This is a genomic window from Brevibacterium sp. BDJS002 (genome assembly GCF_028201555.1).
Lineage (GTDB): Bacteria > Actinomycetota > Actinomycetes > Actinomycetales > Brevibacteriaceae > Brevibacterium > Brevibacterium aurantiacum.
This window is the reverse complement of record NZ_CP116392.1, coordinates 544,463-569,488: the sequence shown is the minus strand read 5'-3', so window position 1 is coordinate 569,488 and position 25,026 is coordinate 544,463. Positions and strand designations below refer to the sequence as shown.

Sequence of the window (25,026 nt, the reverse complement as noted above, 5' to 3'; positions counted from 1 at the left end):
TTACAGCTCGACGTCCTGATTCTGAGGCGGCAGGGCGGCGATGGCTGGGTGGTCCCGGCCGGTGTTGCCCAGGGCTGCAGCGCCTCCCGGCGAACCGAGCTCGTCGAAGAAGTCCACGTTATAGGTGTAGTAGTCCGCCCACTCCTCCGGGACATCGTCTTCATAGAAGATCGCCTCGACGGGGCAGACCGGTTCGCAGGCACCGCAGTCGATGCATTCGTCGGGATGGATGTAGAGACTGCGTTCACCTTCGTAGATGCAATCGACAGGACATTCGTCGACACACGACTTGTCCTTGACATCGATGCACGGCTGCGCGATCACGTAGGTCATGCGGGCCTCCGCTCTCTGCTCGGATCGTCCACTTCCTCCAAGTGACGAATGGGATGAATCTCAGAGCCCACTCTAGGGCCTCGACCCCAGTCTTCATATGGCCCGGATCACGTCCGACGAGAACGAAGAACCACCTCGGCGAGGCAATGATGATGCCCTGCTTATTTCCCGAGACCGTCGAGGAAGTCTCCGGTCAGCGCCAGCCCAGACCTCAACGTCTCCGTGTCGTCGGCGAAGCCGACGCGGAAAGTGCGTGAGATGTCGAAAGCATCGCCGGGAGTGAACATGACTCCGTGTTCGTCGAGGAGCCGACGGCAGAAGTCGTAGGAGTCGATGTCCGCAGTGTAACGAATGAGTGATGTGGTGCCAGACTGCGGCTTCACATAGCTGACGTCCTCCCGTGAGGCGACCCAGTCGTCGAGGACGGCCAGGTTCTCCCGGGTGATCGCTCGCGACCGGGCGAGGATTGTGTCTCGGTTCTCCAGGGCCACGACGGCGAGCGCGTCGTCGATGCGGCCGACGCTGATCGTGGTGTAGTCGCGGTGGGTCCCAACAGATTCCAGGAAGTCGCGAGGTCCGACGATCCATCCCAACCGCAGACCTGCCAGCGCATAGGGTTTCGACATGCTTCCTGTGGAGATGCCCCTCTCGTAGAGGTCGACGATTGACGCAGAGAACCCGTCGCCGTCCTGATCGACTCCGCGGTAGACCTCGTCGCAGACCACCCAGGCCCCGACCTCACGGGCAATGTCGACGATGGCCTCCATACGGTCGCGGGGAATCAGCGCACCTGTGGGGTTATTCGGATTGTTCAGCGCAATCAGCTTCGTCTCCGACGTCACTGCGGCAGCGATGTCAGCAAGGCGCGGCAGCCAGCCATCGTCTGCTCGCAGGTGGACGAGGTCCACCTCGGCGCCCATGCTCTCCGGGATCGAGTAATGCTGCTGATATGTGGGGACCACAGTGACGACATGGTCGCCGCGTTCAACTAGGGCGGAGTAGACCAGAGAATTAGCGCCGATCGCGCCATGTGTGATCATCACATCGTCGGCGCTCTTGTGTTCGTAGAGTTCGGCCACGAGCTCTCGCAGTCGGGGGCTGCCGATGATGGGCCCGTACGTCAGCTGCGTCTGGCCAAGCGCCTCCCAGAAGGCCGACCGGTCCCCGGTGAGGTCGACGAGTTCGTTCAGGGTCAACGATCGCACGCAGGTCTCGGCCAAGTTGAAGCGGCACGAATCTTCGTAGGTATTCATCCACTGCTCCACAGCGAACGCTTCGATCTGTACCAACTGGCTTCCTTCGCTCGGGAAATATAGTGCTCAGACTCAGAGTGCAGTATAGTGCTCATCATGTCAATGAAGAGCCCGCGCATCCAGACCTTCCTCGATCGCGTCGGACACCGGGTCCGCAGCCTTCGCAAGGCGCGGGGGTGGACCATTCAAGGGCTGGCCGACGAGGCTGCGCTGAGCCGACGTATGCTCACTCAGATCGAGCTGGGCCAGGCGAACCCGAGTCTGGCCACCATCGACCGCATCGCCCATGCCCTCGATGTGAGCTTCGCCGATCTGGCCCTGAGCGATGCTGCTGCGTCGGGACCCGGCAGCTCGACGCCCTCGCCATCAGAACCGGGGCGGTCTGCGACCCTCGGCAGCACCGAACATTCAGATTCCAGCAACGATCACACCCTGGCCTGGGAGGGTCCGCACGACAGCACCGCCTATATCCTCGGCGCATCTTCCGTTCCCGGCACCGAGCTGTGGCGGTGGCATCTTGGGCCAAGTGTGCGGTATCAGGCCGAAGCCGACCGTGCCGGCACCGAGGAGATCCTCCACGTTCTGTCCGGGGAACTCGTGCTCGAACTCAACGACGAATCCCTGAGGCTGTCCGCGGGAATGTCGACACGAATCTCCACCGACCAGGGCTACTCCTACACAGCAGGTCAGGAGGCCTCGGTCGACTTCATCCGCGTGGTCATCGGTGCCTGATGACACGACCTGAGGCTGATGCATCGCAAGGCGAGGGCGGTTCGTCGCGTTCACGCATCAACGTGCTGCGCTGGCAGATCGGGTACGGGACGTTCGGTGTTCCGCAGGCGGCGGCACCCATTGCCTTCGCGCTCCTCGCACTGCCGCTGACCGGGTCCGCCGCGTCCGGTGCTGGCCTGGTCTTTGCGATGACGGCGGCACAGATCCTCGGCTCGGTGCCCATCTCTCGTCTGGGGCGCCGGTTCGGCAGCGTCGGCTACCTGCGCACACTCATCGCCTTCCGGACGCTCGGGCTGCTCGCGGTGACGATCCTGGCCGCTGCCTCGGCACCGTTCGGCTACCTCGTCGTCGCCGTCGTCGTGGCCGGTCTGGTCAATGGTGCGGCCTACGGTTACATGCGAACACTGCTCAACCACCTCGTTGAGCCCTCGGGAATGCCACGCGCCTTGGGAATCGCTGCCACCCTCAACGAGGTCGCCTTCGCCACCTCACCAGTGCTGGCATCCCTACTCGGCGCCTGGTCACCCGTCGCGGCGATGGCTGTTGTCACCGCCCTCGGCGCGGGGCCGATGCTGCTCATCCCCGCCACCCCCGAGGCCCGGTCGACGCCTGCGGCTGTGTCGGGTTCGGGACGTCGAGCTCCGGTGCCGGGTGCGGTCTGGATCTGGCTGTTCGCCTCCGGCGCGACCGGAGCCTCCATTGCGGGAATCGAGGTGGGAGCGGTGTCCTTCGCACTGTCGTTCGGGCTCAGCCCGGCCTGGGCCTTCCTGTTTGCCCTGGCGATGTGCATCGGCTCGGTCCTCGGCGGAGTCTGGGTGAGCATCCGCAACCGCATGCCCGGGCGGTGGAAGGTCACAACCTTCTTCGCCATCACCACGCTCGCCTTCTCCCTGCTCCTCATCGATGGGCATATTGCGCTGACACTTGCCGGTGCCCTCATCGTCGGATGGTTCCTGCCGATGCTCGACACCTTCTATCTGCTCGCACTCGACAGCCTTGCACCGGAGGAACGTCGAGCGGAGATGTTCGCACTGCTGCGGACGACGAATGCCCTGGGCATCATGGCCACCAGCGGACTTCTCGCCTTACTCGGGCTGACGGCAGCTCTCATCGGAGCTCTCGGTCTGCTTGTCATCGCGACAGTGCTGGCTGCGGTCTACTTCACGCGAGGACAGCGAAACCGACGGGAAGTGCCTTTGGGGTAACCGGCGGGGACCACGTGCAGGTCTGCGCGGTCGACGGGGACGGCGGGCAACCTCGGCGAGGTCCGGTCACGATCGGGTTTCACTGTTCTGTCGAAAACGTAGCAAACGGTGCTTCGCAACAACCGTTCGTCACGGTCGGGTCGACTCCGCCGAGGGCCGTGTCGCACCCCGCTATCAGGCAATAGATGTTGCCGCTTGAATGTCCTTGCCCCGGTATGTGCCAGTCACCGCCTCATGCCTGCAGACAACTCGTCTCCAAGCTGTTACTCACTCCGAGCGTCCTCCCAGCCGCTGTGGTACTGACTTCAAGCGCGGCGGCAATACTGGACCGCGTCGCTGATGTGCCACCCGTCCGGTGGCATCTCTGACAGAAGACACCCCTCGAAGAAGAAGGATCAACACTATGAAGACCACCATTCGCAATCGCGCAGCAGCTCTGGGAATCGCAGCCGTCGCCGGCCTCGCAGGAATCGGCCTGGCCAGTGGCCCCGCACTGGCGGCACCCGCGCCCGCAGAGGGTACGAGCTCAGCCGCCGACGCCGCACCGCAATCGGTTCACTATCCCACCGACACCGGCATCTACGCCGATGAGCTCGTCAGAGCCTGGGGTGCAGACAACTCGGAGCGGGTCGAAGCCTTTGCCTCACCGCAGGTCGTCGAGGCTCTGAACGAGCACGGCAACGAGGATGCGACCCACTGGGTCAGGACCGGCGGCGACGGAGCCGCAGGGACCATCTATTCGACCTATGAGAACACCGTCACCGGCGAGACGATGTCCGTCGGTGTCGCCAACGAAGAGGTGTCGAACGGCGGAGAATGGGGCGCACCCCACGGAGTCCACAAGGTCCAGTTCGGCAACTGAGGCGACATCACCCGATACGGGTGCGAAGAACCCCGCCCCTGAGAACTCAGGGGGCGGGGTTCTTCACGTGCACGGGTGGGCGGGGCCACCTCGGCGAGGTATCGGGTCTGACTTTTACAGGTGCGACTCCGGAGCGTTCTGGACGTACTCATCGAGGGTGTCGTTCTTGTACGCGTCCTGGACCTTCTTCAGTTCCTCTTCGTCGACATTGACGATCGACTGACCGTCGCTCGAGGTGCCGACTCCCGCGGTTGGGGAGGTGAAGAACTCAATGTCGCCGGGGCGGACGTCGCGCATGGCGAAGGCCGTGGCGGAGATGTACTGGGCGTCGAGACCGGAGTCGACGTACATGTACGGAGAGAAGTTCTTGACCATGTCCTGAATCTTCTTCGGGTTCGACAGGGTGTCGGCGGAGATGATCTCGTTGGTCAGTCCCCGGATGAAGGCCTGCTGGTTACGGGCGCGCTGGAAGTCACCGTCCTGGAAAGACTTGCGTTCTCGCACGAAGGTCAGCGCCTCGTCGCCGTCGAGGACGTTCTCTCCCTTTTCGAAGGTGTAGCCGTTCTTCTCAAACGCCTGCTCCGAGTTCACCATCACTCCGCCGAGGCTGTCGGTCAGGGCCTTGAAGCCTTCGAAGTCGATGATCGCGACGTGGTCGAGTTCGGTGCCGATGAAGTCCGAGACCGTGGACACGGCCAGCGGCAGACCACCGGTCGACAGCGCCGAGTTGATCTTCGCCTTGCCGTGGCCCTCGATATCGACCCAGCTGTCACGCGGGATCGACATGACCTGGACGTTGGAACCGGACTCGGGGATGTGCATGACCATGATCGTGTCCGAGCGCAGTCCGCGAGAGTCGTTGACGTCGACCTGGTCCATCGGCTCATCAGAACCCAGGAGCAGGATGTTCGTGCCGCCGTCTTCCTTTTGGTCATCGGGACGCTCCGTGCCGAAGATCTGCTCGTCGGTGAGCTTGTTCGCGTTGTTGTCGAAGGTCCGCCCCACGTTCCACAGGTAGAGGCCGACACCGAGCACGCCGAGGATGACGATCACCAGCAGAGCGACAAGGATCTTGCGCCACACCTTCTTCTTGCGGCGGGGTCGCTGAGGTCGCTCTTCCTGGCTGTCGAACAGATCATCGACACTGCTGTGGTCTGACATCGGCACTCCGGGTTCAGTCAATGCGGCGGGAACGCCGGCGGGGAGAAGGTTGCAATAACGGCAATTATATAGCTTTTGTTACATTCCCCCTGACACCTCGGTCGGGGTGCGCGGCGGATACGCGGCGGAGTCGTGTCTGGAGCTGCCGTTCGGCACTCGCCTGCCCTCACCGAGGTGACTCGACTCACCGGTAATAACGCCGTATCCGTATGGTGGACGCTGCGTGCGCTGGGTAGACTTTCCTGGTGTTCAACAACTATCGGGAAATTCTGTCTCTTCCCGGTGCTCTCAAGTTCTCTTTGGCCGGTCTTGTTGCGCGGATGCCGATCGCCGTTCTGAGCCTGGGAATCGTTCTCTTCATCCAAGGCGTGAGCGGCTCCTACGGAATGGCTGGCATCGTCGCCGCTGTCTTCATGGTCGTGCAGGCGCTGGCGGGTCCCGGGATTGCTCGCATGGTCGACCGCCTGGGCCAAGCCCGGGTGATGGTGCCCATCGTCATCGTCCACCTCATCGCCCTGGCCCTCCTCATCGTCAGCGTCTACGAGGAATGGCCAATCGTCCTGCTGCTCATCTTCGCCGGTATCGGCGGAGCCACAGTGGGATCCGTCGGATCGCTGATCCGTTCGCGCTGGTCACACACCGTCAAAAGCCCGAACCAGCTGCAGACCGCCTTCTCCTGGGAGTCGGTGGCCGATGAGCTGCTCTTCGTCTCCGGACCGGTCGTGGCCACCGTGCTCGCCACCGCCGTGTGGCCACCTGCTGGCATCATCCTCTCAATGGTCTCCGCTGCGGTCGGTTCCACGCTGCTCTACATCCAGAAATCGACCGAGCCCCCGCCGATCGAGCGCAGCACCGAGGCCAAGGGACACGTCGTGTCCAACCCCGGCATCTTCGCGATCATCATCGTCAACATCTTCCTCGGCGTGAACTTCGGCGCGATCGACGTCATCGCCGTGGCCTTCGCCGAGGAGCAGGGCGTGAAGTCCCTGGCCGGACTGCTGCTCAGCGCCCTGGCCCTCGGGTCACTGCTGTGCGGTGCACTCTACGGCGCCAAGACCTGGACCACGCCGAGCCATCACCGCTTCGGCGTCGCCGTATCACTCCTGGCCGTGACCGTGAGCCTCATGCTGCTGGCACAGAACATGTGGTCCTTCGGCGTACTGCTCTTCCTCGTCGGCTCGACCATCGCCCCGAGCCTCATCGGCGCGAACTCCGTGGTCGAGCAGCTGGCCCCGCCCCGGCGCCTGACCGAAGCCTTTGCCTGGCTGGGCACCTCACTGGCCTTCGGAGTCGCCTTCGGCTCGGCCATCGCCGGCAACATCATAGACTCCGCGGATGCGAAGACCGCGATGCTGCTGCCCGCCGGCTGCGCCATCGTCGGTGCCGTGCTGGCACTCTCCCTGCTGAAGCGCCTCAACCCCTCGCGGTCGAGCCATGAGGCCCGGCTGCGGAAGGACGCGCTGCGGGGTTGAGTGGGGTGCTGGGGCTGATGGCTCGCGCAGCACACTTAGCGTCGCTTCGCACCCTGAGCGTCATTCGGCACCCGGAACGCTAAAACACCCCGTCGCAACGGTATGACTTAACGCTAAATGTAGGCGAAGTGGGCTTGCGTCTCGAGCTCCTTGCGAACGGCCTGCACCCACCACCCTCAGCTCTAAATCACCCTGCTGCAACGGTATGAGTTAGCACTGACGGTAGAAGTCGGCAGCAGGTTTTCGACAGCGAGCCTGTGTTTCGTTCACTTGTCGCCGTCGTCGGGCCACTCGGTGTCGACGCGTTCTTCTTGTCCGCGGATATCTGCACGCATCCGATCCCATTTGGCCACTCGCTGGCCAATGATGTGTTCGTACCCGTTGGCGGTGGGCCGATATACCTTCTGCGGATTCATACCCTCGGGGAAGTAGTTCGCACCGGAGAAGCCTCCTGGCCTGTCCGGATCGTACTCATAGTCTTCCCCGTAGCCGAGGCTCTTCATCAGCTTCGTCGGAGCGTTGAGAATATTCGCCGGAGGCATGAGAGAGCCCGTTTTCTTCGCGAGCTTCTTTGCCGCGTTGAACCCACGGTAGACGGCGATAGACTTCGGTGCGGTTGCAAGGTAGACGACGGCCTGGGCGATCGCGAGTTCACCTTCTGGGGAGCCGAGCCGCTCGAACACATCCCATGCCGCCAGCGCTTGTTGGACGGCTTGCGGGTCGGCAATCGCGATGTCTTCGTTGGCGAATCTGACCAGCCGTCGGGCGATGTAGAGGGGGTCCTCTCCGCCCTCGAGCATTCGTGCCAACCAATACAACGAAGCATCAGGGTCAGACCCGCGCATTGATTTGTGCAGAGCGGAAATGAGGTTGTAATGCCCCTCTTGGGCCTTGTCATAGATGGGTGCTCGCTGCTGAACCAGTTCGACCAGGCCCGAAGTGTCGAGTCTCCCGCTGATGGTTTGGAGCTGTTCGATGAGGTTGAGTAGGTAGCGGCCATCGCCGTCCGCCATCGCCACCAGGGCATGTCGTGCCTGTGCATCAAGAGGCAGTTCTTTGGCGATGGCCTCCTCTGCCCGTGCGATGAGCGTGGTCAGCGCTTCCTCGTCGAGGCGTTTGAGGACGAATACCTGACAGCGGGACAGCAATGCGGAGTTGAGCTCGAAGCTGGGGTTTTCCGTGGTCGCGCCGACGAGCACGATCGTGCCGTCTTCTACATAGGGGAGAAAGGAGTCCTGCTGGGCACGGTTGAAGCGATGGATCTCATCGACGAACAGCATCGTGCCCTGACCGATCTCACGCCGTTTGGCTGCCGATTGGAAGACTTTCCGGAGTTCAGCGACACCGGAGAAAGTGGCTGAGACCGACTCGAAGACGAGGTTGGTGCGTTCGGCCAGCAATCTCGCAATGGTTGTCTTCCCACAACCCGGCGGCCCCCACAGCACCATCGAAACCAGCCTGCTCTCGGCGACCATCCGACCAATCGGTGCGTCATCGCCAAGAAGATGATCCTGCCCGATGACAGTTTCCAGGGACTCCGGGCGCAGACGATCGGCCAGCGGACGGCCCACGTCGTCAGGCTCAAACAATGACGGTGGTTCTTGGCTCACGATGTCACCTCCATCTTCATAGCCTAGGTGCGACGGTGGCTCTGCTCGTGTGAACGGATCTTGGGCGGCAGTTGTTCCCAGGCAAAGGCACACCCACCACCACGAGCTCTAGAACGCCCCATTGCAACGGGGCGTTTTAGCGCTAGATGTAGGCGAAGCCGAAGCACGGACTTCAGGCACGGCTCTTTGATGCCAGGGACACGCAGCCGAGGCTGAGCAGGCAGACGAGTGCGACCGCGCCCAGCGACACGGAGTAGGGCATGACCGGCAGCAGGGCCGCGAGCACTGTGGGCAGCAGGAAGCCGGAGTAGGCCAGCGAGTAGTAGACGCCGGTGATCCCCGCGAGGTCCTTCGGCTCGGCGATGGCCTGGACGATGACAAGTCCGGCCACGACGCAGATTCCGTAGGCGATGCCGAGCACGATGGCGACGACGAAGGCGACGATCGGGTCGGCGACCAAGGCTGCGACGACGGCCAACCCCATGCCGATCGTCATGAGCGTGAGCCCGACGACCAGCGCACGTCCGCCCGTCCACTTGTTGATGCGTGGGACGAGGTTCTGCACCAGCGCTCCGGCCCCCAGGGTGACGACGGTGAGCACGGTTGCGTACATGGTTGTCCACTCCCCCAGCGCGTTCTGGACCAGTGCGGGCATAACCGCATAGGCGACACCTGCGGCGGCGAAGACCCACGGGGCGGCGGGAATGATGAGACGGATGAAGGTGCGGTGGCCGACGAGCGGAATCCGCAGGCCCCGCCACCAGTGCTGAACCGACCGATGTTCCCTCGTCAGAGTCTCCGGCGCAGTGCAGACGATGATCAGCGCCGCGATGCTCAGCACAGCGTGAACCGCGTAGGGAATCATCTCGGGCAAAGGCCCCCATTGCGCCAGGCAACCGGTGACGGCAGCACCCATGGCGAATCCCACGGTCAGCGTCAGTGCCGGGCGGCGAGCGCCGGCGGTGATTCCGGCCTTGTGGTCAAACGGCGGGAAGGAGAGTTCCTTGATCCAGCTCGTACCCACCGACATCGCGACACCTACGCCGACTCCGGCGAGCACGCGGCCCACGCACAGCAGCCAGAAGAGGTCGAAACCGATGCCCAGTAGAACGCTGCCGATGATCGCGGCGAGGGTTCCGGCGACGAGGATCGGTTTGCGTCCGCGTCGATCGGAGAGCGCCGAGGCGACCAGGAGTCCCGGTATCAGTCCCCCGACGTACATGCCTAGCAGAAGGTTGGCCTGCCAGATGGCGTAGCCGCCGTCCTCTTCGTACATGTGGACCAGAGGCGTGAAGTGGTTGCCACCCCAGGCGAGCAGGAACATCGCGGGGACGACGCGAAGCCAAGCACTACCTCGGCGAGGGTGAGAGTCTTGGTCTGCGACTGTCGGTGTATGAGCGCTCAGTGCGGGATTGGACTTCATCAGTTCCTGGTTTCGGGGAAGTGCGAGGACTTGATGTGCTCGCGCACGACCTTGCCGAAGCCCTTGGCGTCGCCGCGTTCGGCCAAGTCGGTGAGTTCGGCGTGCTCGTCGAAGAGCAGGTCGAGTGGGTTCGGGTTGTCGATGACGGCCTGGTAGGTCAGGCGGGCCAGGCGCGGGCCCATCGTGGTCAGCATTTCGTCGACGATGGTGTTGCCGCCGCTGCGGATGATGCGGGCGTGGAAGGCGTAGTCGGCACTGGCGAAGTCGAGTGGATGGCTGTCTGTCAGTGCCTTCTGCTGTCGGTCGAGGAGCGTGCGCAGGTCTGCGGCCAGCGGAGCGAAGTCGCTGTCGAGAGTCAGTGCTTGGACGGCGTCGGTCTCGAACATAGCGCGCACCGCAAGTAGGTCGCGGCGCTCCTGGCGGGTCACCGTGGTGACGATCGCGCCCTTCTTCGGCACGAGGCGCACCAGTCTCCAGCGCTCGAGTTGGAGCATCGCCTCGCGCGCCGGGGTTCGGCTGGCCTTCTGCGCCTCGGCGAGGTCGGCCTCTGTAAGCAGAGCGCCCGGCTCGTAGCGCTGTTCGATGACTTCACGTGCGGCCCAGGCAGCCATCCGAGCGGCGATCGGAGAGGAGTCGTCGGTGCTTTCCCACGGGAGCGTCAGCAGATCGTTCATATCTCCACGCTAACAGATGCATACATTGATAGATGCATCAGTTACCGAATGACGCACAGACGAGGACAGGAGACTTTGAGGCCTGTTGCGTTTTTGGTGTTTAGCGTAGAATTGAAGCCATGAACGACTACTGGTTGACAACAGGCGAGACGGCGAAGAGACTTGGCGTCTCGCGTCAGCACGTCGTCGATCTGTGCAACCGCAATGAACTCAGCTTCGTAAAAGTCGGCACTCATCGCCGAATTCTCGATTCCTCGGCCCGGGCCTGATCAAACCGCCCCTCACGCGCGAGCAGGAAAAATCGCTCTGGCTGCACCGCGCACTTTTGGCGCACCTCATGCTTGACCCGCAAAAGGTCCTGAAGGCAGCACTGACGAACATTGAGGACTGGAAGACGAAACACCGCACCGACGGCATGACGACTCAGTACTTGGAGCAATGGGAGCGAGTCATCGACAGCGGCGTCGACAATGTCGCCGGGGTACTTACTGGGACTGACGACACCTCGAAGGAGCTGCGGCAGAACAGCCCATTCGCAGGCGTGCTTTCGGACGGGGAACGCCAAATGGTTCTGCATTCATTTCGTGAACACTGGAACCAAGAACACGACGCCGCATGAATCGCCAAGAGCTCGCGCACATTCTCCGAGCCGCCTGCCGCATCACTGGCGACCAGGACGTCCTGGTCATCGGATCCCAGTCAATCCTGGGCACCTTCGATGAAGATGACCTGCCTGCACTTGCTACCGCGTCCATGGAAGCCGATATCGCCTTCCTAAACGACCCAGACCGGGCAAAGGCAGACCACGTCGAAGGGGCAATCGGCGAAATGTCGTCGTTTCACCAGATGTACGGCATTTATGCCGAAGGCGTTCACGTTACGACTGCGACCTATCTACCCAAAGGCTGGCGCGACCGCCTGGTCAGTTGGCCACTCCGATCCTCCGAACCTGCCGATCCGCACTTCCTTGAACCGCACGATCTAGCGATAGCCAAGCTCGGAGCTGCGCGAGAGAAGGACCGTGGATTCGTCGATGCACTGATAAAAGAACAACTTCTGGATGTCAGCGTGCTGCAGCAGAGATGTGCACTACTGAGCGACAAGCATTCCAACGTAAAGAAGAGGATCAGCAGCCTCCTCTCGAGCTATTCCGTTTAGTCACCTGCGGCACCGGCTGCGATGTTCAAATGTCAAAGACTCTTGACATAGCAATGTCAAAGATGTTTTACTTTTTATGTAAAGCATCATTGACATTGCGTAATGAACGTCGGGAGGCGAAGTGGAAGTTCAGACCTCGAGCCTCAAGCAGGTCCGCAAATCAGCCGGACTCACACAGGCTCAGCTGGCCCAGCTCACGGGCGTATCCCGCCAGACCATCATCGCGACCGAACGCGGCGACTATGCACCCAGCGTGTACCTTGCCCTGCGGATCGCTCAGGCCCTGGCCACGACAGTCGAAGAGATCTTCTCGCTTCAGGAGGAATCATGAACAGCGCGAACAAGAACCGCAAGACCAACGAGCTGGCCGACAGGTTTGCCGGACTCAACGACCCATCCATCGGAGATGAGCGCGAACGCGATGTCATCTTGCGGGCATACACATTCGGGTCGATTGTCTCGGTCTACGTGTTCTTCACTCTCGGACTGCTCTTCGCCGTGATCGGAGCCGGACTGTGGACGGTGCCCATCGTCCTCGGCTCAGCGGTCATCAGCATCGCAGTATCGAGCTACTGCAAGCGCGAGGGAATCGACTTCACATCCGCCGCAGCACGGGTCGCTCCCAAGCGCCTCATCCTCTCCCAGCTCGTCTCCGCAATAATTGTCATCCTTTGGCTCATCGCCATCGTCTTCCACCAGACCACCGGACATCCGCTCATCGATGTCGGCCTGGGCACGATGCTCGTCAGCTCGAGCAGCACGTCGATCATCATCGGAGCAGCCGTCGGCGGCCTCATTACCATCGTCATCATGACGATCTCCCGTCGACGCAAGATCAGGCAGGCTCAGCTCGAGGCCGTCCGAATCGACGAGATCGAAGACGAGGACTGAGCGACTACGACAACCCAACGGGAGCCGCCGAGGTGCACGACCACCTCGGCGGCTCCCGTTGGGTCCTGGGATTTTCTCTCGCTTATGAAAACTTCTGAGAACTGCTACATTGATGTCTGGCCATTTGGCCATCATGCGCTTCGATGACACGACACGCGAAGACCCTTCTGGGCACTTCTGACACGGCACGGTCGAGCAACAACACCCGCCGACATGTCAGGAGAACTGATGACCTCATCTGTCCAAACCCGCCCGCGATCCACAGGACGCGCAGGCTGGATGATCGCAGTCGCCGCAGCCGCCGCGTTCCTCGCCACCTTCAATGAGACGTTCCTCAACGTCGCGTTCACGCCGATCATGTCCGACTTCGGCATCAACGTGAGCAGCGTCCAGTGGCTGACGACCGGATACCTGCTCGTCGCCGCAGTCTTCGTCCCCGTCGCGAACGTCCTCTACCACCGCTTTCCCACGCGCACGCTGTTCATCAGCGTCGTCGCGATCATGGTCATCGGCTCCGTCATCGGCGCACTCGCCCCGACCTTCAGCGTCCTTCTCATCGGCCGCCTGCTCCAGGCCATCGGCACCGGCCTCCTCACGCCCATCGGCATGAACATCACTCTGGCTGTCTCGCCGCGGGAGAAGCTCGGCATGAACATGGGCATCATGGCCGCCATGACCACGCTCGGGCCCTCGCTGGCCATCGTGCTCTCCGGCGCACTGCTCACCATCGCCCCGTGGACGACCCTGATGTGGGTCTTCGGCGGCCTCTGCGTCGTCGTGCTCATCGCCGGCGCCATCTTCCTGCGCACCGTCGCCGAGCTGGGCCGCCCCGTCCTCGACATTCCATCGTTCCTGCTCGTGGCCCTCGCCCTCGTCGGCATCCTCTACGGCGTCACCGCGGCCTTCGGCGGTTCTGCCCTGATCGCTGGTGGTGCCTTCGTCGTCGGACTCATTGCCCTGTGGCTCTTCATCGTCCGTCAGCGCCGCATCGAACACCCGCTGCTCGACCTGCGCCCCTTCTCCAGCAAGCCCTTCGTGCTCGGCGTGATCATGACGATGCTCGGCCTGCTCTTCGTCTTCGCCATGAATGTCGTCATCCCGCTCTTCCTCCAGGGTGCACGCGGCATGGAACCCATGGGCGCCTCGATTACGCTGGCACCGGGAATCCTGCTGACCGTGATCCTCGGCCCCGTGGCCGGCCGCCTCTTCGATCGCCATGGCGGCAAGTGGTCGATCCCGTTGGGCTTCCTCGTCATGGCCGTCTTCGTCACCCTGGTCGGTGTGGCCGCCGGCGGCACGTCGATCCTGCTGTTCGGCATCCTCTACATCCCGGCCGTGCTGGCCACCGCGTTCGTCATCGGACCGGCACAGACCTTCGCCCTGTCTCATCTCGACCGTGAGACCAGCCCGCACGGCGTCACCGTGGTCTCGACGAGCTTCCAGATCGCCGGCTGCGTGGGCACCTCGCTGGCCGCAGGACTCTACGGCGCGCTCAGCGGTGCTCGCATCGATGCTGGCGCCGACGATCTCGATGCGCTGCTCACCGGGTTCCACGGGTCCGTCGGGCTCGTAGTGCTCACCTCGGCGATCGGCATTGTGCTGGCGATTGTGGCGTACCGGTCGGTGCGCGGCGGGGGTTCGGGTGCGTCGGCGGCGGCTGCGGCGGATGCGGGTGCGGGTACGTCGGAGTCGTCGGCTGCTCCGGCTGCGACGACGCAGTCGGTCTGACCTTCCACGCCTCGCTGATAGCTATCGGCCGGTTCAGCATCCGCAGCGTTCCGGCAACCCGCACCCGGAGTGCCAAAACACCTCGTTGCAACGGGAGGTTTTGGCACTCCGGGTTGTGACACTGACGCGAAGTTACGCCGATCGCACCAGAAGAGAGCCCTCAGCCCAAGGTGGCGTAGTTGCCCCGGAAGATACCGCCAGGGTCGCGTTCCTCTTTCAACCGACGCAGCCGCAGCAACGACTCTTCGGGCAGCGCATCCGCGAGGCTCTCGCTCGGGTTGAGGAACGTCACGGGTTTGCGTCCGGTCGTCGGCAGGGCCCGCGCCAGATCTGCCTGCTTCTTTGTAATGGACTCAGCGGCCTCCTCGGTGATGGGCAGCCCGAACATGTAGACGCTGAATGGTTCGCTCAGTGGCCCGTGTGGATTGTCGGTTGCTCGCGCGAGCGCCCCGCCGAGGTGCCTGACCTGGACCGACAGCAGCGGATCGATGGGCGACTCGAGCAGGGCGTCGAGGGCTGAGTCGTCGAGTGCGGTGAGCAGCTCTGCGCGGGAGCTGCCGGGAACGGGGTCGGTCGGTTCGGCGGTGATAGTTCCCAGATCTGCGACGCTCATCGGTGCGCGAGTGTCGGAGAGCGGCGTCGGCAACTCGTCGGTCGCAGCCATCAGACTGCGGGCCTCGGCTTCGGCCCCGAGGTAGGTGGAGTCGATCGCGACCATCGGGTCGGCGCCGGGGAAGCTGAGGAGCTCCAGCCACAGGTTCAGATTGTCCGGCGCGCTCGCTGTCATCGACCGGAACACCTCGGCGACCTCTCTGGCATGGACGGCCGGCCAGAGTTGGCGCCCTCCGAACACCTCCGGAGCCTCGTGCAACTGGACCTCAAGACCAGTGACGATGACGAGCTCACTTCCCGCCCCGCGCAGCGCCCAGAAGAGCTCAGGGTCCGCATCCGCCGAGACCCGTCGGGCCCGGCCTTCGGCGTCGACGATGTCGAAGGCGCGGATGTTGTCACCCACCCATCCGAAGGAGCGACCGAACCAGCTCAGGCCACCGCCGAGGGCGACACCGGCCACCGTCACCACCGGTGAGCTGCCGGGCAGCCCCGTCAGCCCGTGATCGGCCGCGGCCCTCTGCAGCGCCCCGGCCTTCGTGCCGGATCCGATCGTGGCCGTACGCCGGCCAAGGTCGATGTTGATCGAGTTGAGCTGGGTTGTGCGTAAGAGGATCGCCCCGCCTGCACGCCCGGTCGCCCCATGACCGGAGGGTTGGGTCGCGATCGATATGCCCTGGGCCCGGGCGAAGCGCACGAGGTTGCTGATGTCGGCGACGTCGGCCGCTTCGACCACGGCGAGGACGTCTTGGCCTATGGCACGATTCCATGGTCGATGGACCTCGTCGAAATCTGCGTCGCCGGGGAACCAAACGCGCCCCTGGACAGTTGTTCGCAGCTCGTCAAGAATGGATGTCGGCAGAAGAGTCACAATTGCTCCTTGGCTGGTGTTGGTACGGATGTTGATTAGTCCGACGTCTGCCGAACCTACCCATGAGTCGTTTCCCATGACGAAAACGTGACGAGTCACCACCGGCAGGATGGCCTTGACATCGAATTCGACGCCCCAGTCCCTCGCCGAGGTGGCCGAGCAGTTCTCCTTGCATCGACCCAAGCTGTTCGCCATCGCCTACCGCACCATGGGATCCCCGTGGGCCGCCGATGACGTGGTGCAGGAGACGTGGATTCGATTGCAGCGCACAGACATCGCGGGCATCGACAACCTCGAGGCGTGGTTGACGACGGTGACCTCCCGGGTGTGCATCGACCTCATCCGCCGTGACGCCGCGCGACGCGAAGACCTGCGCTGGGTCTCGTCGGGCGACGATGCTTTGGGTGAGGCGGCTTCGAAAGAGGATGCCCCGGCGGATCAACCGGAAGACAGCGCCCTGCTCAAGGACGATCTGGCGGCCGCCTTGAACATCGTCCTTGAGACCTTGGGTCCCTTGGAGCGTCTGGCGCTGGTCCTGCACGACTTCTTCGCGCTGGGCTTCGACGACATTGCACCCATCGTCGACCGCAGTCCTGCTACGGCTCGTCAGCTCGCCTCGCGGGCACGTGCCCGTCTGCGCCGTGTCGATGTCGCTGGCGTTCACCACAGGCAAGAAACTGCGATCACGGCCTTTCTCGCCGCCGCCCGGAACGGAGACTTCGGCAGCCTGCTCCAACTGCTTGATCCCGAAATCGAACTGCGCAGCGATCCAGCAGCTGTGGGGTTGGCCGGAGCGGGAGCGGAGTTCGGTGCCCCGCTCCTCGATAGTGGAGTCGCTGGCCCCGATGCCGTGGCCCGAGTCTTCAACGGACGCGCGCAGGCGACCAGACTGGTCCACATCGATGGTCGTCCCGCCGCCGCATATGTCACCGACGGCAGTCCACAGGCGATCTACCTCTTCCGTTTCTCGCATGACAGAGTCTCCTCAGTCGAGGTGCTCGCCGATGCGGACATCCTGGCTGCACTCGACATTGTGGTCTAGACGCATCACTAACGACTCAAGGCGCGCATGCACGAGGGACTAACCCGGAAATACCGACAACGCCGGAAATACATAAAGCGACACATTCTTTACTCAATGAACCTTGTCGGTTACTGTAGTCCTCGGCGCTATTCCTGCGCTCAAAGCCGAGCACACTAGCGGAGGAGTTTCCCGGGCACCCACGAATTGGGTATTCGGTGATGTGATCAACGTGGAATCAGTTATCTGGAGCGCCATCACCCTTAGCTTCATCACCGGAATGCTGTCGAAGGCTTTGCCTCGAGTTCCGGGCGCGGTCGTGGGCACCGCCTGGGGAGCCACTGCACTGGCAGTGACCGCAGCTCTCTTCATCAAAGACACCGCCGACACCAGCATCGAGATCGTCGGGCTCGGACTCCTCGCCACCTTCCCAGCCTTTCTCACCGGCTTCACCCTGATCAGCCTGGTCGGAGACTGGAAGCGCGAGCTCACCGCCTAATAATGATTCTGGCGGTGAACTCGCGGACCAAGGAATGCCGCTTCACTCCACGAGCTTGCCGACCTGGCTGATCTCCTCGTGGCGCATGAGCTCGGCGACCTCGGGATCGACTGCCGGGATGCTCTCCTTCACAACCCCGGTCGAAGGTGACCAGACGAGGTTGACCTGCAGCTTCTCATCCTGCTCGGGGTAATCGCTGCGGTTGTGGCAGCCGCGGGTCTCCCTGCGCTCAAGTGCGCATTCCAGCGTCGCCCGGGCCGCCAGTGCCGAAGACTTGAGATCGAAGGCATGCGAGAGGTCGGAGTAGCCGGCGATGTCGGGGTGGATGCCCACCTCGCTCATGCGCGCCTCGATCGACGCAAGCTTTTCGAGTCCTGCCAGCAGCCCGGCCTCGTCACGGACGACGCCGGCGTGCTCGGTCATGAGGTTGCGGATCTCGCGCTGCAGGGCGCGGACGTTCTCCGTCCCTTCGGAGGACAGGAGATCATCGATCTCAGCCCGCGCCTCGGCGATGGCAGACTGCGACCGCACCTGCGCACCCAGGTCAGACGAGTACGCGATGGCGGACTGACCGACGATGCGGCCGAAGACGAGGAGTTCAATGAGGGAGTTGCCGCCGAGGCGGTTGGCCCCATGCAGCCCCGACGAGGCCTCGCCGATGGCCCACAGTCCCTCGACGTCGGTGCTGTGCTCGACCGGGTCGACCCACACCCCGCCCATCGAGTAGTGCGCGGTCGGGGCGATCTCGATCGGCGACTGGGTGATGTCGAGCATCTGCGTCTCCATCATCGTCTGGAACACGCGCGGCAGGCGGTTCATGATGGTCTCGCGCGGCAGGTGAGAGACGTCGAGCCAGACACCGCCGTTTTCGGTGCCGCGGCCCTCTGCGATCTCGGTGTAGGCGGCCAGGGCCACGCGGTCGCGGGTGGAGAGTTCCATGCGTTCGGGGTCGTAGCGTTCCATGAACCGCTCCCCCAGTCCGTTGCGCAGGATGCCGCCCTCACCGCGGGCAGCCTCGGAGACCAGGGTTCCGGCGGCATTCTCGGGTTCGATGATGCCCGAGGGGTGGAACTGGACGAGTTCGGCGTCGCGCAGGCGAGCTCCGGCTTCGACGGCCAGACGGAAGGAGTCGCCGGTGTTCTCGTCGCGGCGAGACGAGGTGCGGCGCCAGATCCGGTTGTGCCCGCCGGCGGCGAGGATGACCGCGTCGGCATGGATGCGGTACCGGGAACCGTCGACGATGTCGAAGCCGAAGGCACCGAAGACGCGGCCATCGGCGACGAGGAGTTTGGTGATGTAGACGCGGTCGAGGATGGGGACGTTCAGGGCCTCGGCACGATGAATGAGGGTGCGCTGGATTTCAAGTCCCGTGTAATCGCCGGCGAAAGCGGTGCGACGCCAGGTGTGGGCGCCGAAGAAGCGCTGCGAGATCCGACCGTCGTCCTCCTTCGCGAAGTCCATTCCGTATCGCTCCAGGTCAGCGATTCCCTGTTCGGCTCCCTGGGTGACGATTTCGACGGTGCGGGGGTTGGCGAGGTCATAGGATTCCTTGATCGTGTCGGCCGCGTGCTGCTGCCAGGTGTCGTCGGGGTCCATGGTGGCCAGGGCCGCGTTGATGCCGCCGGCCGCCAGCGAGGTGTGGGCGTCGTCCTTGGGTCGTTTGCCGACGGCGAGGACGTCGGTGCCGGATTCGGCAACCTCGATCGCGGCACGCAGGCCGGATCCGCCGGTGCCGATGACCAGCACCGAGGTGGAGATCGTGTGTTCTTTGGTGCGGGCATTTCCCTGTGTGATGTTCATGCATTCCACGCTAGGCTCGGCCACTTCATGCGTCCAATGTATTGTTTCGCTTAACTCGATAGCGATACGCTATGGGTATGAATTTGGAACAGCTCGCGAGCTTCGTCGAGGTCGCCAACACCGGTCACTTCACGAAGGCCGCCGCCACGCTTCACTTGGCACAACCGTCGTTGAGTCGGCAGATTTCGACGCTGGAGAAGGAGCTCGGCTCCGAGCTCTTCCATCGCGCCCATGGACACATCAGTCTCACCGCCGCGGGCGAGACGCTGCTTCCGAGTGCCCGACGAATGCTCGCCGACGCCGAGGCGGTCCGTCGTGACATGGATGAGCTCGCGGGACTGCGCAAGGGTCGCATCCGTCTGGGTGCGACCCCGACGCTGTGCGTCAGTTTGGTCGCCGAGGCCATCAGCGGTTTCCACCACGAGCACCCCGGAGTCGAGCTCGAGCTCGTTGAGAAGGGCTCGCGGGAACTCATCGAGGCGCTGGGTGCCGGCGAGCTGGACCTGGCACTCATCACCCGGACGCTGAGCCCGAGTGCGCAGATGCCGAGGTTGCGGATGCAGGGGGTACTCAGCGAGGACCTGGTGGTCATCGCCGCGGCAGAGTCACCTCGTGGCGGTGCTGAGTTTCTGCCCGGTGACACGGTGACTCTGGCGGACGTTGCCGCACTCCCCCAGGTGCTGTTCCATCACGGATACGATCTGCGCGAAGCCACCTCGGCGGCTTTCGACGCGGCCGGGTTAGCGCCGAACATCGTCGTCGAGGGAGCCGAGATGGACGCAGTGCTGCGCTTCGTCGAACGCGGACTCGGGGTCGCGATCGTCCCGGCCATGGTCCTCGTCGACCGCCCCCGGCTGACCTCGGCACAGCTGCTGGAGCCGAGCCTGTCACGCACGGTCAGCCTCGCCACCCGAGCGGACGTACGGCCGACCAGGGCCGCCTCGGCGATGGAGACAACGATCCTCTCGACCGCGAGGGTACTGGCCGAAGAGGATGCCGGTCTGGCTGCGCATGTGCGGCTGGTGGGGTGAGGCATATGCACCGAAAGTATCTATATGAGATACAATTGGTGTATGTCCAAGATGGTAACTGTAGCGCTGGATCTCGCGTCCGAGCAAGGTGGCATGCTGACAACACAGCAGGCCCTGCGTCGGGGCGTGTCCAGACTGGCGCTCAGTCGTCTCGCCGATCAGGGTGTGATTGAGCGCCTCGCTCATGGTGTGTACGCCACCGCCGAGGGTGCGTTCGGGAAAAATTCAGCACTTAAAGCGGCCTGGCTGTCACTTGACCCCCATCGCTTCGCGTTCGAACGCATGGAGGACGATCCAGCAGGATTCACAGTCACTCATCGGTCTGCCGCAGAACTGTGGGGCATCGGACAGCTCATTCCCGACAAGATTGAATTCGTGTCGACTTCGCGAAAGCGAACGAGGAGGGAAGACGTTCGTCTCCGGCGACGCGCGATCACCAGCGACGACATCACCATAGTTGAGGGTCTGCCGTGCACAACGATAGAGAGAACGATCGCAGATCTCATTGACTCTCACGAAGATCTCTCGCTAGTCGCCGACGCGTTCGGAGACACTACATTCGGCAAGGTCGACTTTGACCGGCTGCGTGCACTCCTCGATCCCCTTGCCCACCGAAATGGCTACGAGAACGGATCAGACTTCGTTCGGTTTCTCATGTCGGACTCCGTCGAGTTCGAACGCAGCGTTGTAGCTTCAATGCTCTCTGGTCCGCTGAAACCGCTGATGGACTCATTCCGCCCGCAACTGCCCCACCTAGTGCTGAATCCGCCCTCATCACCAGCCTTCAAAAAAGCGATGGCCGACATTGCGAAACAGGCGCCCCTGAAGGAATTCCATCCCCTGGCACAGGCACCCCTCGACATTCCGAAGGGTGCCCAACGAGGGGATCGCTGATGGTTGAGACCGCCAGTTCGAACCGCTTCAGAACCAGGCGTCGGCGAGCAGCTTGAGGGAACGCTCGGCCGTTGCAGGTTCATAGGCGTAGGTGACGGTGATGAGCTCGTCGGCGCCGGTGCGCTCGACGAACTCCGACAACTGACGGGTTGCCGTCTCGGGTGAGCCGACCGCGCTGATTCGAAGCATCGGGCTCTCGCCGCCTCCGGCGAGTTCACTCGGGTCGACGGGCGGCTGGAGATGACGGCGGCGGCCGCGGCCGATGTCGGCGAACATCTGCTTCACGGTCGTGAACTCGCGCTCAGCCTCTTCGTCTGTCTCGGCCACCAGCACATTGATCCCAGCCATGACGTAGGGCTTGTCGATCTGTGCGGTGGGAGCCTCGGTGGTGAAGGATTCGCGGTAGACGCGGATCGCGGCATCGATCTGGTCGGGTGCGAAGTGTGAGGCCAGCGAGAACGGCAGCCCCAGCTGACCGGCGATCGCGGCACCGTTCGTCGTCGACCCCAGCACCCAGATGGGGACCTCGGTTCCGACAGAAACAGCGGATTCGATCGGCATCGTGTGAGCCTTGCCCTCGGAGCTGAACCAGCCCTGCATGTCATAGATGTTCTGGGCAAACGACTGCGGTTCAGCCGAGGAACGGCTGAGCGCCTGCGCTGTCATTCCATCGGTGCCAGGCGCGCGGCCCAACCCCAGATCGATGCGATCGCCGTGAATGTTGGCCAGTGTTCCGTACTGCTCGGCGACCATGAGCGGTGCATGGTTGGGCAGCATCACTCCGCCTGACCCCACACGGATCTTCTCGGTCACCGACGCGGCTTGGGAGATCAGCAGCGCCGTCGCGCTCGCGGCCAGTCCCATGGTGTTGTGGTGCTCGGCGAACCACAGACGGCTGTAGCCGAGCTCATCGGCCAGGCGTGCGGCCTGCATCGAGGTGTCGATGGCTTCGCTGGCGGTAGATCCTTCGCGGATGGGGACGAGGTCGAGAATATTCAGTGGAACGGACAAAGCGATGCGGCCCTTCGTTCGAGAAAGTAGAAAGATCAGTTACCAGGGACAACAGCGGCTCGACGTAGTTCTATTCCGACTCTGCTGTCCCGTTGTAGCCACGTTGCTGGTCCGTGCGGCTTAGCGCTTCCCGTGCCTCTGTGACCGTTCGCTCCGGAATAGGCAAGTAGATTGATCAATTTGTTTGTACAATGAGGTAATGCCCGATCCGAACCTTGCTGCCGAGTTCCGCAGCGCGCTCCGTCCGCTCATCCGCCGCTTCTACGCGGAACGGACGACCTCCCGAGGGAAGTCCGGCATCCTCACTCACCTGAACGAACGGGGACCGGCCACGGCATCCGAACTCTCAGTAGCAGAGCGGATCACTCCGCAGGCGGTCGCCGTGGCACTGCGCGAGCTGGAAGAGCTGTCCTATGTCACCCGGGCACGAGACGACGTCGACCGTCGCAAGGTCCGCGTCCAAATCACCGAGACGGGGCGCAGCGCTCTCGAGAGCGAACATGAGGCCGGTACTCGGTGGTTCGCCGACGCGCTTGTCGAACATCTCGATGCCTCCGAGCGTGCGACACTGTCGGCGGCAGTTCCCGTGCTGCGCAAACTCATGCAGGAGTCCGTGGATGAGTGAGCCTCAACCAGGCGGTCGACTGCTTCCCGCGCTCGTCTATGCGGCACTGTCGACGGCGGTCGTCAGCTCGCTGGGCATGCTCCTCGTACCGACGATCTCGACAGAATTCCATGTCTCGATCAGCGCCGCACAATGGATGCTCACGATCAACCTGCTCGTCGGCGCGATCGTCACCCCGGTCATGGGCCGCCTCAGCGATGGCCCGCATAAGAAGAGACTCCTCGTCGGTGCTCTCACCATCATCCTGGTCGGCTCGGTGGTCGCCGCACTTGCCACCAACTTCGCCGTCTTCCTCATCGGGCGCGCCCTGCAGGGACTGAGCTACGGCATCGTACCGATGACGATCGCCCTTGCCCGCCGGTATCTGCCTGTGGAGAAGAGCACGCGCGGCATCGCCAGCCTGTCGGTGACCGTGTCGACGGGAATGGGCATCGGGTACCCCCTGACGGGACTCATCGCGGGATCGCTGGACTACCAGTTCGCATTCTGGTTCGCAGCACTCTTCGTCGCCACAGCCATGATCGTCGTCATCGTCGCCGTCCCATCGGGACCGGACACCCAGGCACCGCGTGTCCGCTTCGACGTCCCCGGTGCGACAGTGCTCGCCTTCGGACTCGCGGCACTGCTGCTCGGAGTCAGCGAAGGAGAGACCTGGGGGTGGGCGACCCCGGCGACCCTGAGCTGCTTCGCGGTCGCGCTCGTCCTGCTCACGATCTGGGTCCTGCTGGAGCTGAGGGTCAAGCATCCGCTCATCAACCTTCGGGTCCTCCGCAGCCCGGACGCACTCGTCGCGAACCTCACGGCCATCACCCTCGGCACAGTGATGTACATGGTGCTCTCGATCGGCAGCATCATCGCGCAGGCGCCGAGTGAGACCGGCTACGGTGTCTCCCTGCCGGTGTTCTGGGCCGGCTTCGTGATGCTTCCGTTCTCTGTCGGCAGCTTCCTCGCCAACCGTCTTGTTCGACATCTGACGAAGCGGATTCAGATGACGACCCTGCTGCCGCTGGGCGCAACTCTGGTCACCGCGTCATCGGTGCTGCTCCTCTTCGCTCACACCGAGCTCTGGGAAATCCTGATCGGAATGTTCGTCGTCGGGATGGGTGTCGGCACCACCTATGCCGCCATGCCAGCGCTCATCGCCCGCACGGTCGCAACTGAGGAATTGGGCAGTGCGGTCAGCTTCAATCAGGTGCTGCGCACCGTCGGCGGTTCCTTCGGCAGCGCGATCTCCGGGGCGGTGCTGGCCGCACACCTGGGTGCAGATGGCCATCCGAACGCGGACGGCATCTTCCTGGCCCTCGCGATTTCAGCGATCGGGTGTGTCGCGGTGCTCATCGGCCTGCTCGCCGACCGAGCGCGCGGCAACCGTACAGCCGCCTGACGCACGCGCGGCCAGGCCAGCGCGTCCACGCCGCACTACCAGCACAGAGCGGGGCCCCGGAAGTTCATCACTCCCGGGCCCCGCTCTGTGGATTACGTGCCCTGCACGCATCACGTCACAAACTCAGTCGCGCTTCGGACCGTCTCCCGAGTCGTCGTTCTTGGTGCCGGGCAGGCCCTGGGCCTTGCGGCGCATGAGGAGGACGACGATGACGATGATGGCCAGGCCACCAACAGCGAGCAGCACGATCATCGGGGTCGACATGCCGGAATCGCTTCCGGTCGATTCGCCGATCTCGCCGCGCTCTTCGGTGTCCTTGCTGGGCTCGTCGACGACGCCGCCGCCGAGTCCGGCCTGCGAGGACTGCTCGACCGAACCGCCAGCGCCCTCGGCGTCAGCGATTGTGAAGTCGAAGTCACCGGAGATCGGGTGACCGTCCGAGGACACCACACGCCAGGTGACCTTGTAGTCGCCGGGCTTGAGGTTGTCGGGCAGGGCCACAGTGAGCTTCTTGCCGTCTACGGCGAGCTCACCAGCGGAAACGTTCTTGCCGTCGATGACGACCTTGACCTCTGAGCCGACCTCCTGGACCTCACCGGAGAAGACCATCTCAATCCATTCCGGCTGCTGGTCGACCTTCGATCCATCCTCGGGATTCGAGGAGACGAGCTGGTCGTGAGCACTGGCCGGGGCAAAAGCAAAGACACTCAAGGCAGCCACGAGCAGGGCGGCGAAGCCGAGCTTGAGGGCGGACCACGTGGTTCGAGTCATGTCAGTTT

26 protein-coding genes are annotated in these 25,026 nt (G+C 63.3%); 16 read left to right on the top strand and 10 right to left on the bottom strand.

All coding sequences use genetic code 11. The features are described from left to right. Together fdxA and PGC08_RS02600 are read right to left on the bottom strand one after the other, a co-directional pair. Nucleotides 1-333, bottom strand: a complete 333-nt coding sequence (gene fdxA, locus PGC08_RS02605) for a ferredoxin (RefSeq protein ID WP_009884581.1) — start codon at nt 331-333, stop codon at nt 1-3. A 161-nt stretch (nt 334-494) separates the two neighbouring features. Then, a complete protein-coding gene (locus tag PGC08_RS02600; protein ID WP_442868149.1) occupies nt 495-1,586 on the bottom strand; it encodes an aminotransferase in 1,092 nt (363 codons plus the stop codon). Between the two features lie 96 nt (nt 1,587-1,682). On the opposite strand from PGC08_RS02600, the gene PGC08_RS02595 reads away from it, so the two are divergent. From PGC08_RS02595 to PGC08_RS02585, 3 genes are all read left to right on the top strand, one after another. Then, the gene (locus tag PGC08_RS02595; protein ID WP_271709463.1) at nt 1,683-2,318 is read left to right on the top strand and encodes an XRE family transcriptional regulator; all 636 of its coding nucleotides are present in this window, start codon (nt 1,683-1,685) and stop codon (nt 2,316-2,318) included. Then, nucleotides 2,318-3,523, top strand: coding sequence for an MFS transporter (locus PGC08_RS02590; RefSeq protein ID WP_271709462.1), 1,206 nt, complete (start codon nt 2,318-2,320; stop codon nt 3,521-3,523). The genes PGC08_RS02595 and PGC08_RS02590 overlap by 1 nt, the downstream gene beginning before the upstream one ends. A gap of 403 nt (nt 3,524-3,926) precedes the next feature. Further along, entirely contained in the window at nt 3,927-4,385 is a 459-nt protein-coding gene (locus tag PGC08_RS02585) for a hypothetical protein (protein WP_271709461.1), read from the top strand. A 114-nt stretch (nt 4,386-4,499) separates the two neighbouring features. On the opposite strand, the gene PGC08_RS02580 is transcribed toward PGC08_RS02585, so the two are convergent. Further along, nucleotides 4,500-5,546: an LCP family protein gene (locus tag PGC08_RS02580; RefSeq protein ID WP_271709460.1), complete on the bottom strand. Its 1,047-nt coding sequence runs from the start codon at nt 5,544-5,546 to the stop codon at nt 4,500-4,502. A gap of 245 nt (nt 5,547-5,791) precedes the next feature. Here PGC08_RS02580 and PGC08_RS02575 point away from each other — a divergent pair, with 245 nt between their 5' ends. Continuing rightward, nucleotides 5,792-7,018, top strand: coding sequence for an MFS transporter (locus PGC08_RS02575; RefSeq protein WP_271709459.1), 1,227 nt, complete (start codon nt 5,792-5,794; stop codon nt 7,016-7,018). A 266-nt stretch (nt 7,019-7,284) separates the two neighbouring features. Here PGC08_RS02575 and PGC08_RS02570 read toward each other — a convergent pair whose 3' ends face one another. From PGC08_RS02570 to PGC08_RS02560, 3 genes are all read right to left on the bottom strand, one after another. Further along, on the bottom strand, nt 7,285-8,628 hold the full coding sequence (locus tag PGC08_RS02570; RefSeq protein WP_271709458.1) for a replication-associated recombination protein A: 1,344 nt from the start codon (nt 8,626-8,628) through the stop codon (nt 7,285-7,287). 172 nt (nt 8,629-8,800) lie between these two features. Continuing rightward, on the bottom strand, nt 8,801-10,051 hold the full coding sequence (locus PGC08_RS02565; protein ID WP_271709457.1) for an MFS transporter: 1,251 nt from the start codon (nt 10,049-10,051) through the stop codon (nt 8,801-8,803). Continuing rightward, nucleotides 10,051-10,725: a GntR family transcriptional regulator gene (locus PGC08_RS02560; protein ID WP_101639057.1), complete on the bottom strand. Its 675-nt coding sequence runs from the start codon at nt 10,723-10,725 to the stop codon at nt 10,051-10,053. The genes PGC08_RS02565 and PGC08_RS02560 overlap by 1 nt, the downstream gene beginning before the upstream one ends. Before the next feature lie 119 nt (nt 10,726-10,844). Between PGC08_RS02560 and PGC08_RS02555 the strand changes: the two genes are divergently transcribed. The 6 genes from PGC08_RS02555 to PGC08_RS02530 all read left to right on the top strand — a co-directional run bounded on the left by PGC08_RS02555 (nt 10,845) and on the right by PGC08_RS02530 (nt 14,502). Further along, nucleotides 10,845-10,994: a helix-turn-helix domain-containing protein gene (locus tag PGC08_RS02555; RefSeq protein ID WP_271709456.1), complete on the top strand. Its 150-nt coding sequence runs from the start codon at nt 10,845-10,847 to the stop codon at nt 10,992-10,994. A 56-nt stretch (nt 10,995-11,050) separates the two neighbouring features. After that, on the top strand, nt 11,051-11,344 hold the full coding sequence (locus PGC08_RS02550; protein WP_271709455.1) for a hypothetical protein: 294 nt from the start codon (nt 11,051-11,053) through the stop codon (nt 11,342-11,344). After that, nucleotides 11,341-11,883: a DUF6036 family nucleotidyltransferase gene (locus PGC08_RS02545; protein WP_271709454.1), complete on the top strand. Its 543-nt coding sequence runs from the start codon at nt 11,341-11,343 to the stop codon at nt 11,881-11,883. The genes PGC08_RS02550 and PGC08_RS02545 overlap by 4 nt, the downstream gene beginning before the upstream one ends. Nucleotides 11,884-12,004: 121 nt before the next feature. Then, nucleotides 12,005-12,214: a helix-turn-helix transcriptional regulator gene (locus tag PGC08_RS02540; RefSeq protein ID WP_271709453.1), complete on the top strand. Its 210-nt coding sequence runs from the start codon at nt 12,005-12,007 to the stop codon at nt 12,212-12,214. Beyond that, entirely contained in the window at nt 12,211-12,774 is a 564-nt protein-coding gene (locus PGC08_RS02535) for a hypothetical protein (RefSeq protein ID WP_009884596.1), read from the top strand. Before PGC08_RS02540 ends, PGC08_RS02535 begins: the two co-directional genes overlap by 4 nt. Before the next feature lie 228 nt (nt 12,775-13,002). Next, entirely contained in the window at nt 13,003-14,502 is a 1,500-nt protein-coding gene (locus PGC08_RS02530) for an MFS transporter (protein ID WP_271709452.1), read from the top strand. Nucleotides 14,503-14,662: 160 nt separating this feature from the next. Here PGC08_RS02530 and PGC08_RS02525 read toward each other — a convergent pair whose 3' ends face one another. Continuing rightward, complete coding sequence (locus PGC08_RS02525; protein WP_271709451.1) at nt 14,663-15,982, bottom strand: FAD-binding oxidoreductase; 1,320 nt, start codon at nt 15,980-15,982, stop codon at nt 14,663-14,665. A 115-nt stretch (nt 15,983-16,097) separates the two neighbouring features. Between PGC08_RS02525 and PGC08_RS02520 the strand changes: the two genes are divergently transcribed. Then, nucleotides 16,098-17,024 (top strand): sigma-70 family RNA polymerase sigma factor, encoded by a 927-nt coding sequence (locus PGC08_RS02520; RefSeq protein ID WP_271709450.1) that lies wholly within the window; start codon nt 16,098-16,100, stop codon nt 17,022-17,024. 211 nt (nt 17,025-17,235) lie between these two features. Then, nucleotides 17,236-17,502 (top strand): hypothetical protein, encoded by a 267-nt coding sequence (locus PGC08_RS02515; RefSeq protein ID WP_271709449.1) that lies wholly within the window; start codon nt 17,236-17,238, stop codon nt 17,500-17,502. Between the two features lie 42 nt (nt 17,503-17,544). Here PGC08_RS02515 and PGC08_RS02510 read toward each other — a convergent pair whose 3' ends face one another. Continuing rightward, nucleotides 17,545-19,302, bottom strand: a complete 1,758-nt coding sequence (locus tag PGC08_RS02510; protein ID WP_271709448.1) for an FAD-dependent oxidoreductase — start codon at nt 19,300-19,302, stop codon at nt 17,545-17,547. Between the two features lie 77 nt (nt 19,303-19,379). On the opposite strand from PGC08_RS02510, the gene PGC08_RS02505 reads away from it, so the two are divergent. Together PGC08_RS02505 and PGC08_RS02500 are read left to right on the top strand one after the other, a co-directional pair. Then, nucleotides 19,380-20,333, top strand: a complete 954-nt coding sequence (locus PGC08_RS02505) for a LysR family transcriptional regulator (protein ID WP_193084235.1) — start codon at nt 19,380-19,382, stop codon at nt 20,331-20,333. Nucleotides 20,334-20,426: 93 nt separating this feature from the next. Next, complete coding sequence (locus PGC08_RS02500) at nt 20,427-21,227, top strand: type IV toxin-antitoxin system AbiEi family antitoxin domain-containing protein (RefSeq protein ID WP_442868148.1); 801 nt, start codon at nt 20,427-20,429, stop codon at nt 21,225-21,227. A 27-nt stretch (nt 21,228-21,254) separates the two neighbouring features. Here PGC08_RS02500 and PGC08_RS02495 read toward each other — a convergent pair whose 3' ends face one another. Further along, nucleotides 21,255-22,238 carry an LLM class flavin-dependent oxidoreductase gene (locus PGC08_RS02495; RefSeq protein WP_069599368.1) on the bottom strand — a complete coding sequence of 328 codons (984 nt, stop codon included), beginning with the start codon at nt 22,236-22,238 and terminating at the stop codon, nt 21,255-21,257. Nucleotides 22,239-22,437: 199 nt separating this feature from the next. Between PGC08_RS02495 and PGC08_RS02490 the strand changes: the two genes are divergently transcribed. After that, nucleotides 22,438-22,863: a MarR family winged helix-turn-helix transcriptional regulator gene (locus tag PGC08_RS02490; RefSeq protein WP_009884603.1), complete on the top strand. Its 426-nt coding sequence runs from the start codon at nt 22,438-22,440 to the stop codon at nt 22,861-22,863. Then, nucleotides 22,856-24,247 (top strand): MFS transporter, encoded by a 1,392-nt coding sequence (locus PGC08_RS02485; protein ID WP_101643391.1) that lies wholly within the window; start codon nt 22,856-22,858, stop codon nt 24,245-24,247. The genes PGC08_RS02490 and PGC08_RS02485 overlap by 8 nt, the downstream gene beginning before the upstream one ends. 123 nt (nt 24,248-24,370) lie before the next feature. On the opposite strand, the gene PGC08_RS02480 is transcribed toward PGC08_RS02485, so the two are convergent. Next, nucleotides 24,371-25,018, bottom strand: a complete 648-nt coding sequence (locus PGC08_RS02480; protein WP_009884605.1) for a copper resistance CopC family protein — start codon at nt 25,016-25,018, stop codon at nt 24,371-24,373. Nucleotides 25,019-25,026 lie beyond the last annotated feature (8 nt).

Coding starts and splice junctions, on each gene's coding strand:
- PGC08_RS02500 (WP_442868148.1), top strand. CDS start 20,427: ATGCTGACAACACAGCAGGCCCTGCGTCGGGGCGTGTCCAGACTGGCG.
- PGC08_RS02585 (WP_271709461.1), top strand. CDS start 3,927: ATGAAGACCACCATTCGCAATCGCGCAGCAGCTCTGGGAATCGCAGCC.
- PGC08_RS02535 (WP_009884596.1), top strand. CDS start 12,211: ATGAACAGCGCGAACAAGAACCGCAAGACCAACGAGCTGGCCGACAGG.
- PGC08_RS02510 (WP_271709448.1), bottom strand. CDS start 19,302: ATGAACATCACACAGGGAAATGCCCGCACCAAAGAACACACGATCTCC.
- PGC08_RS02565 (WP_271709457.1), bottom strand. CDS start 10,051: ATGAAGTCCAATCCCGCACTGAGCGCTCATACACCGACAGTCGCAGAC.
- PGC08_RS02530 (WP_271709452.1), top strand. CDS start 13,003: ATGACCTCATCTGTCCAAACCCGCCCGCGATCCACAGGACGCGCAGGC.
- PGC08_RS02485 (WP_101643391.1), top strand. CDS start 22,856: ATGAGTGAGCCTCAACCAGGCGGTCGACTGCTTCCCGCGCTCGTCTAT.
- PGC08_RS02560 (WP_101639057.1), bottom strand. CDS start 10,725: ATGAACGATCTGCTGACGCTCCCGTGGGAAAGCACCGACGACTCCTCT.
- PGC08_RS02490 (WP_009884603.1), top strand. CDS start 22,438: ATGCCCGATCCGAACCTTGCTGCCGAGTTCCGCAGCGCGCTCCGTCCG.
- PGC08_RS02600 (WP_442868149.1), bottom strand. CDS start 1,586: ATGAATACCTACGAAGATTCGTGCCGCTTCAACTTGGCCGAGACCTGC.
- PGC08_RS02480 (WP_009884605.1), bottom strand. CDS start 25,018: ATGACTCGAACCACGTGGTCCGCCCTCAAGCTCGGCTTCGCCGCCCTG.
- fdxA (WP_009884581.1), bottom strand. CDS start 333: ATGACCTACGTGATCGCGCAGCCGTGCATCGATGTCAAGGACAAGTCG.
- PGC08_RS02505 (WP_193084235.1), top strand. CDS start 19,380: ATGAATTTGGAACAGCTCGCGAGCTTCGTCGAGGTCGCCAACACCGGT.
- PGC08_RS02555 (WP_271709456.1), top strand. CDS start 10,845: ATGAACGACTACTGGTTGACAACAGGCGAGACGGCGAAGAGACTTGGC.
- PGC08_RS02595 (WP_271709463.1), top strand. CDS start 1,683: ATGTCAATGAAGAGCCCGCGCATCCAGACCTTCCTCGATCGCGTCGGA.
- PGC08_RS02545 (WP_271709454.1), top strand. CDS start 11,341: ATGAATCGCCAAGAGCTCGCGCACATTCTCCGAGCCGCCTGCCGCATC.
- PGC08_RS02580 (WP_271709460.1), bottom strand. CDS start 5,546: ATGTCAGACCACAGCAGTGTCGATGATCTGTTCGACAGCCAGGAAGAG.
- PGC08_RS02590 (WP_271709462.1), top strand. CDS start 2,318: ATGACACGACCTGAGGCTGATGCATCGCAAGGCGAGGGCGGTTCGTCG.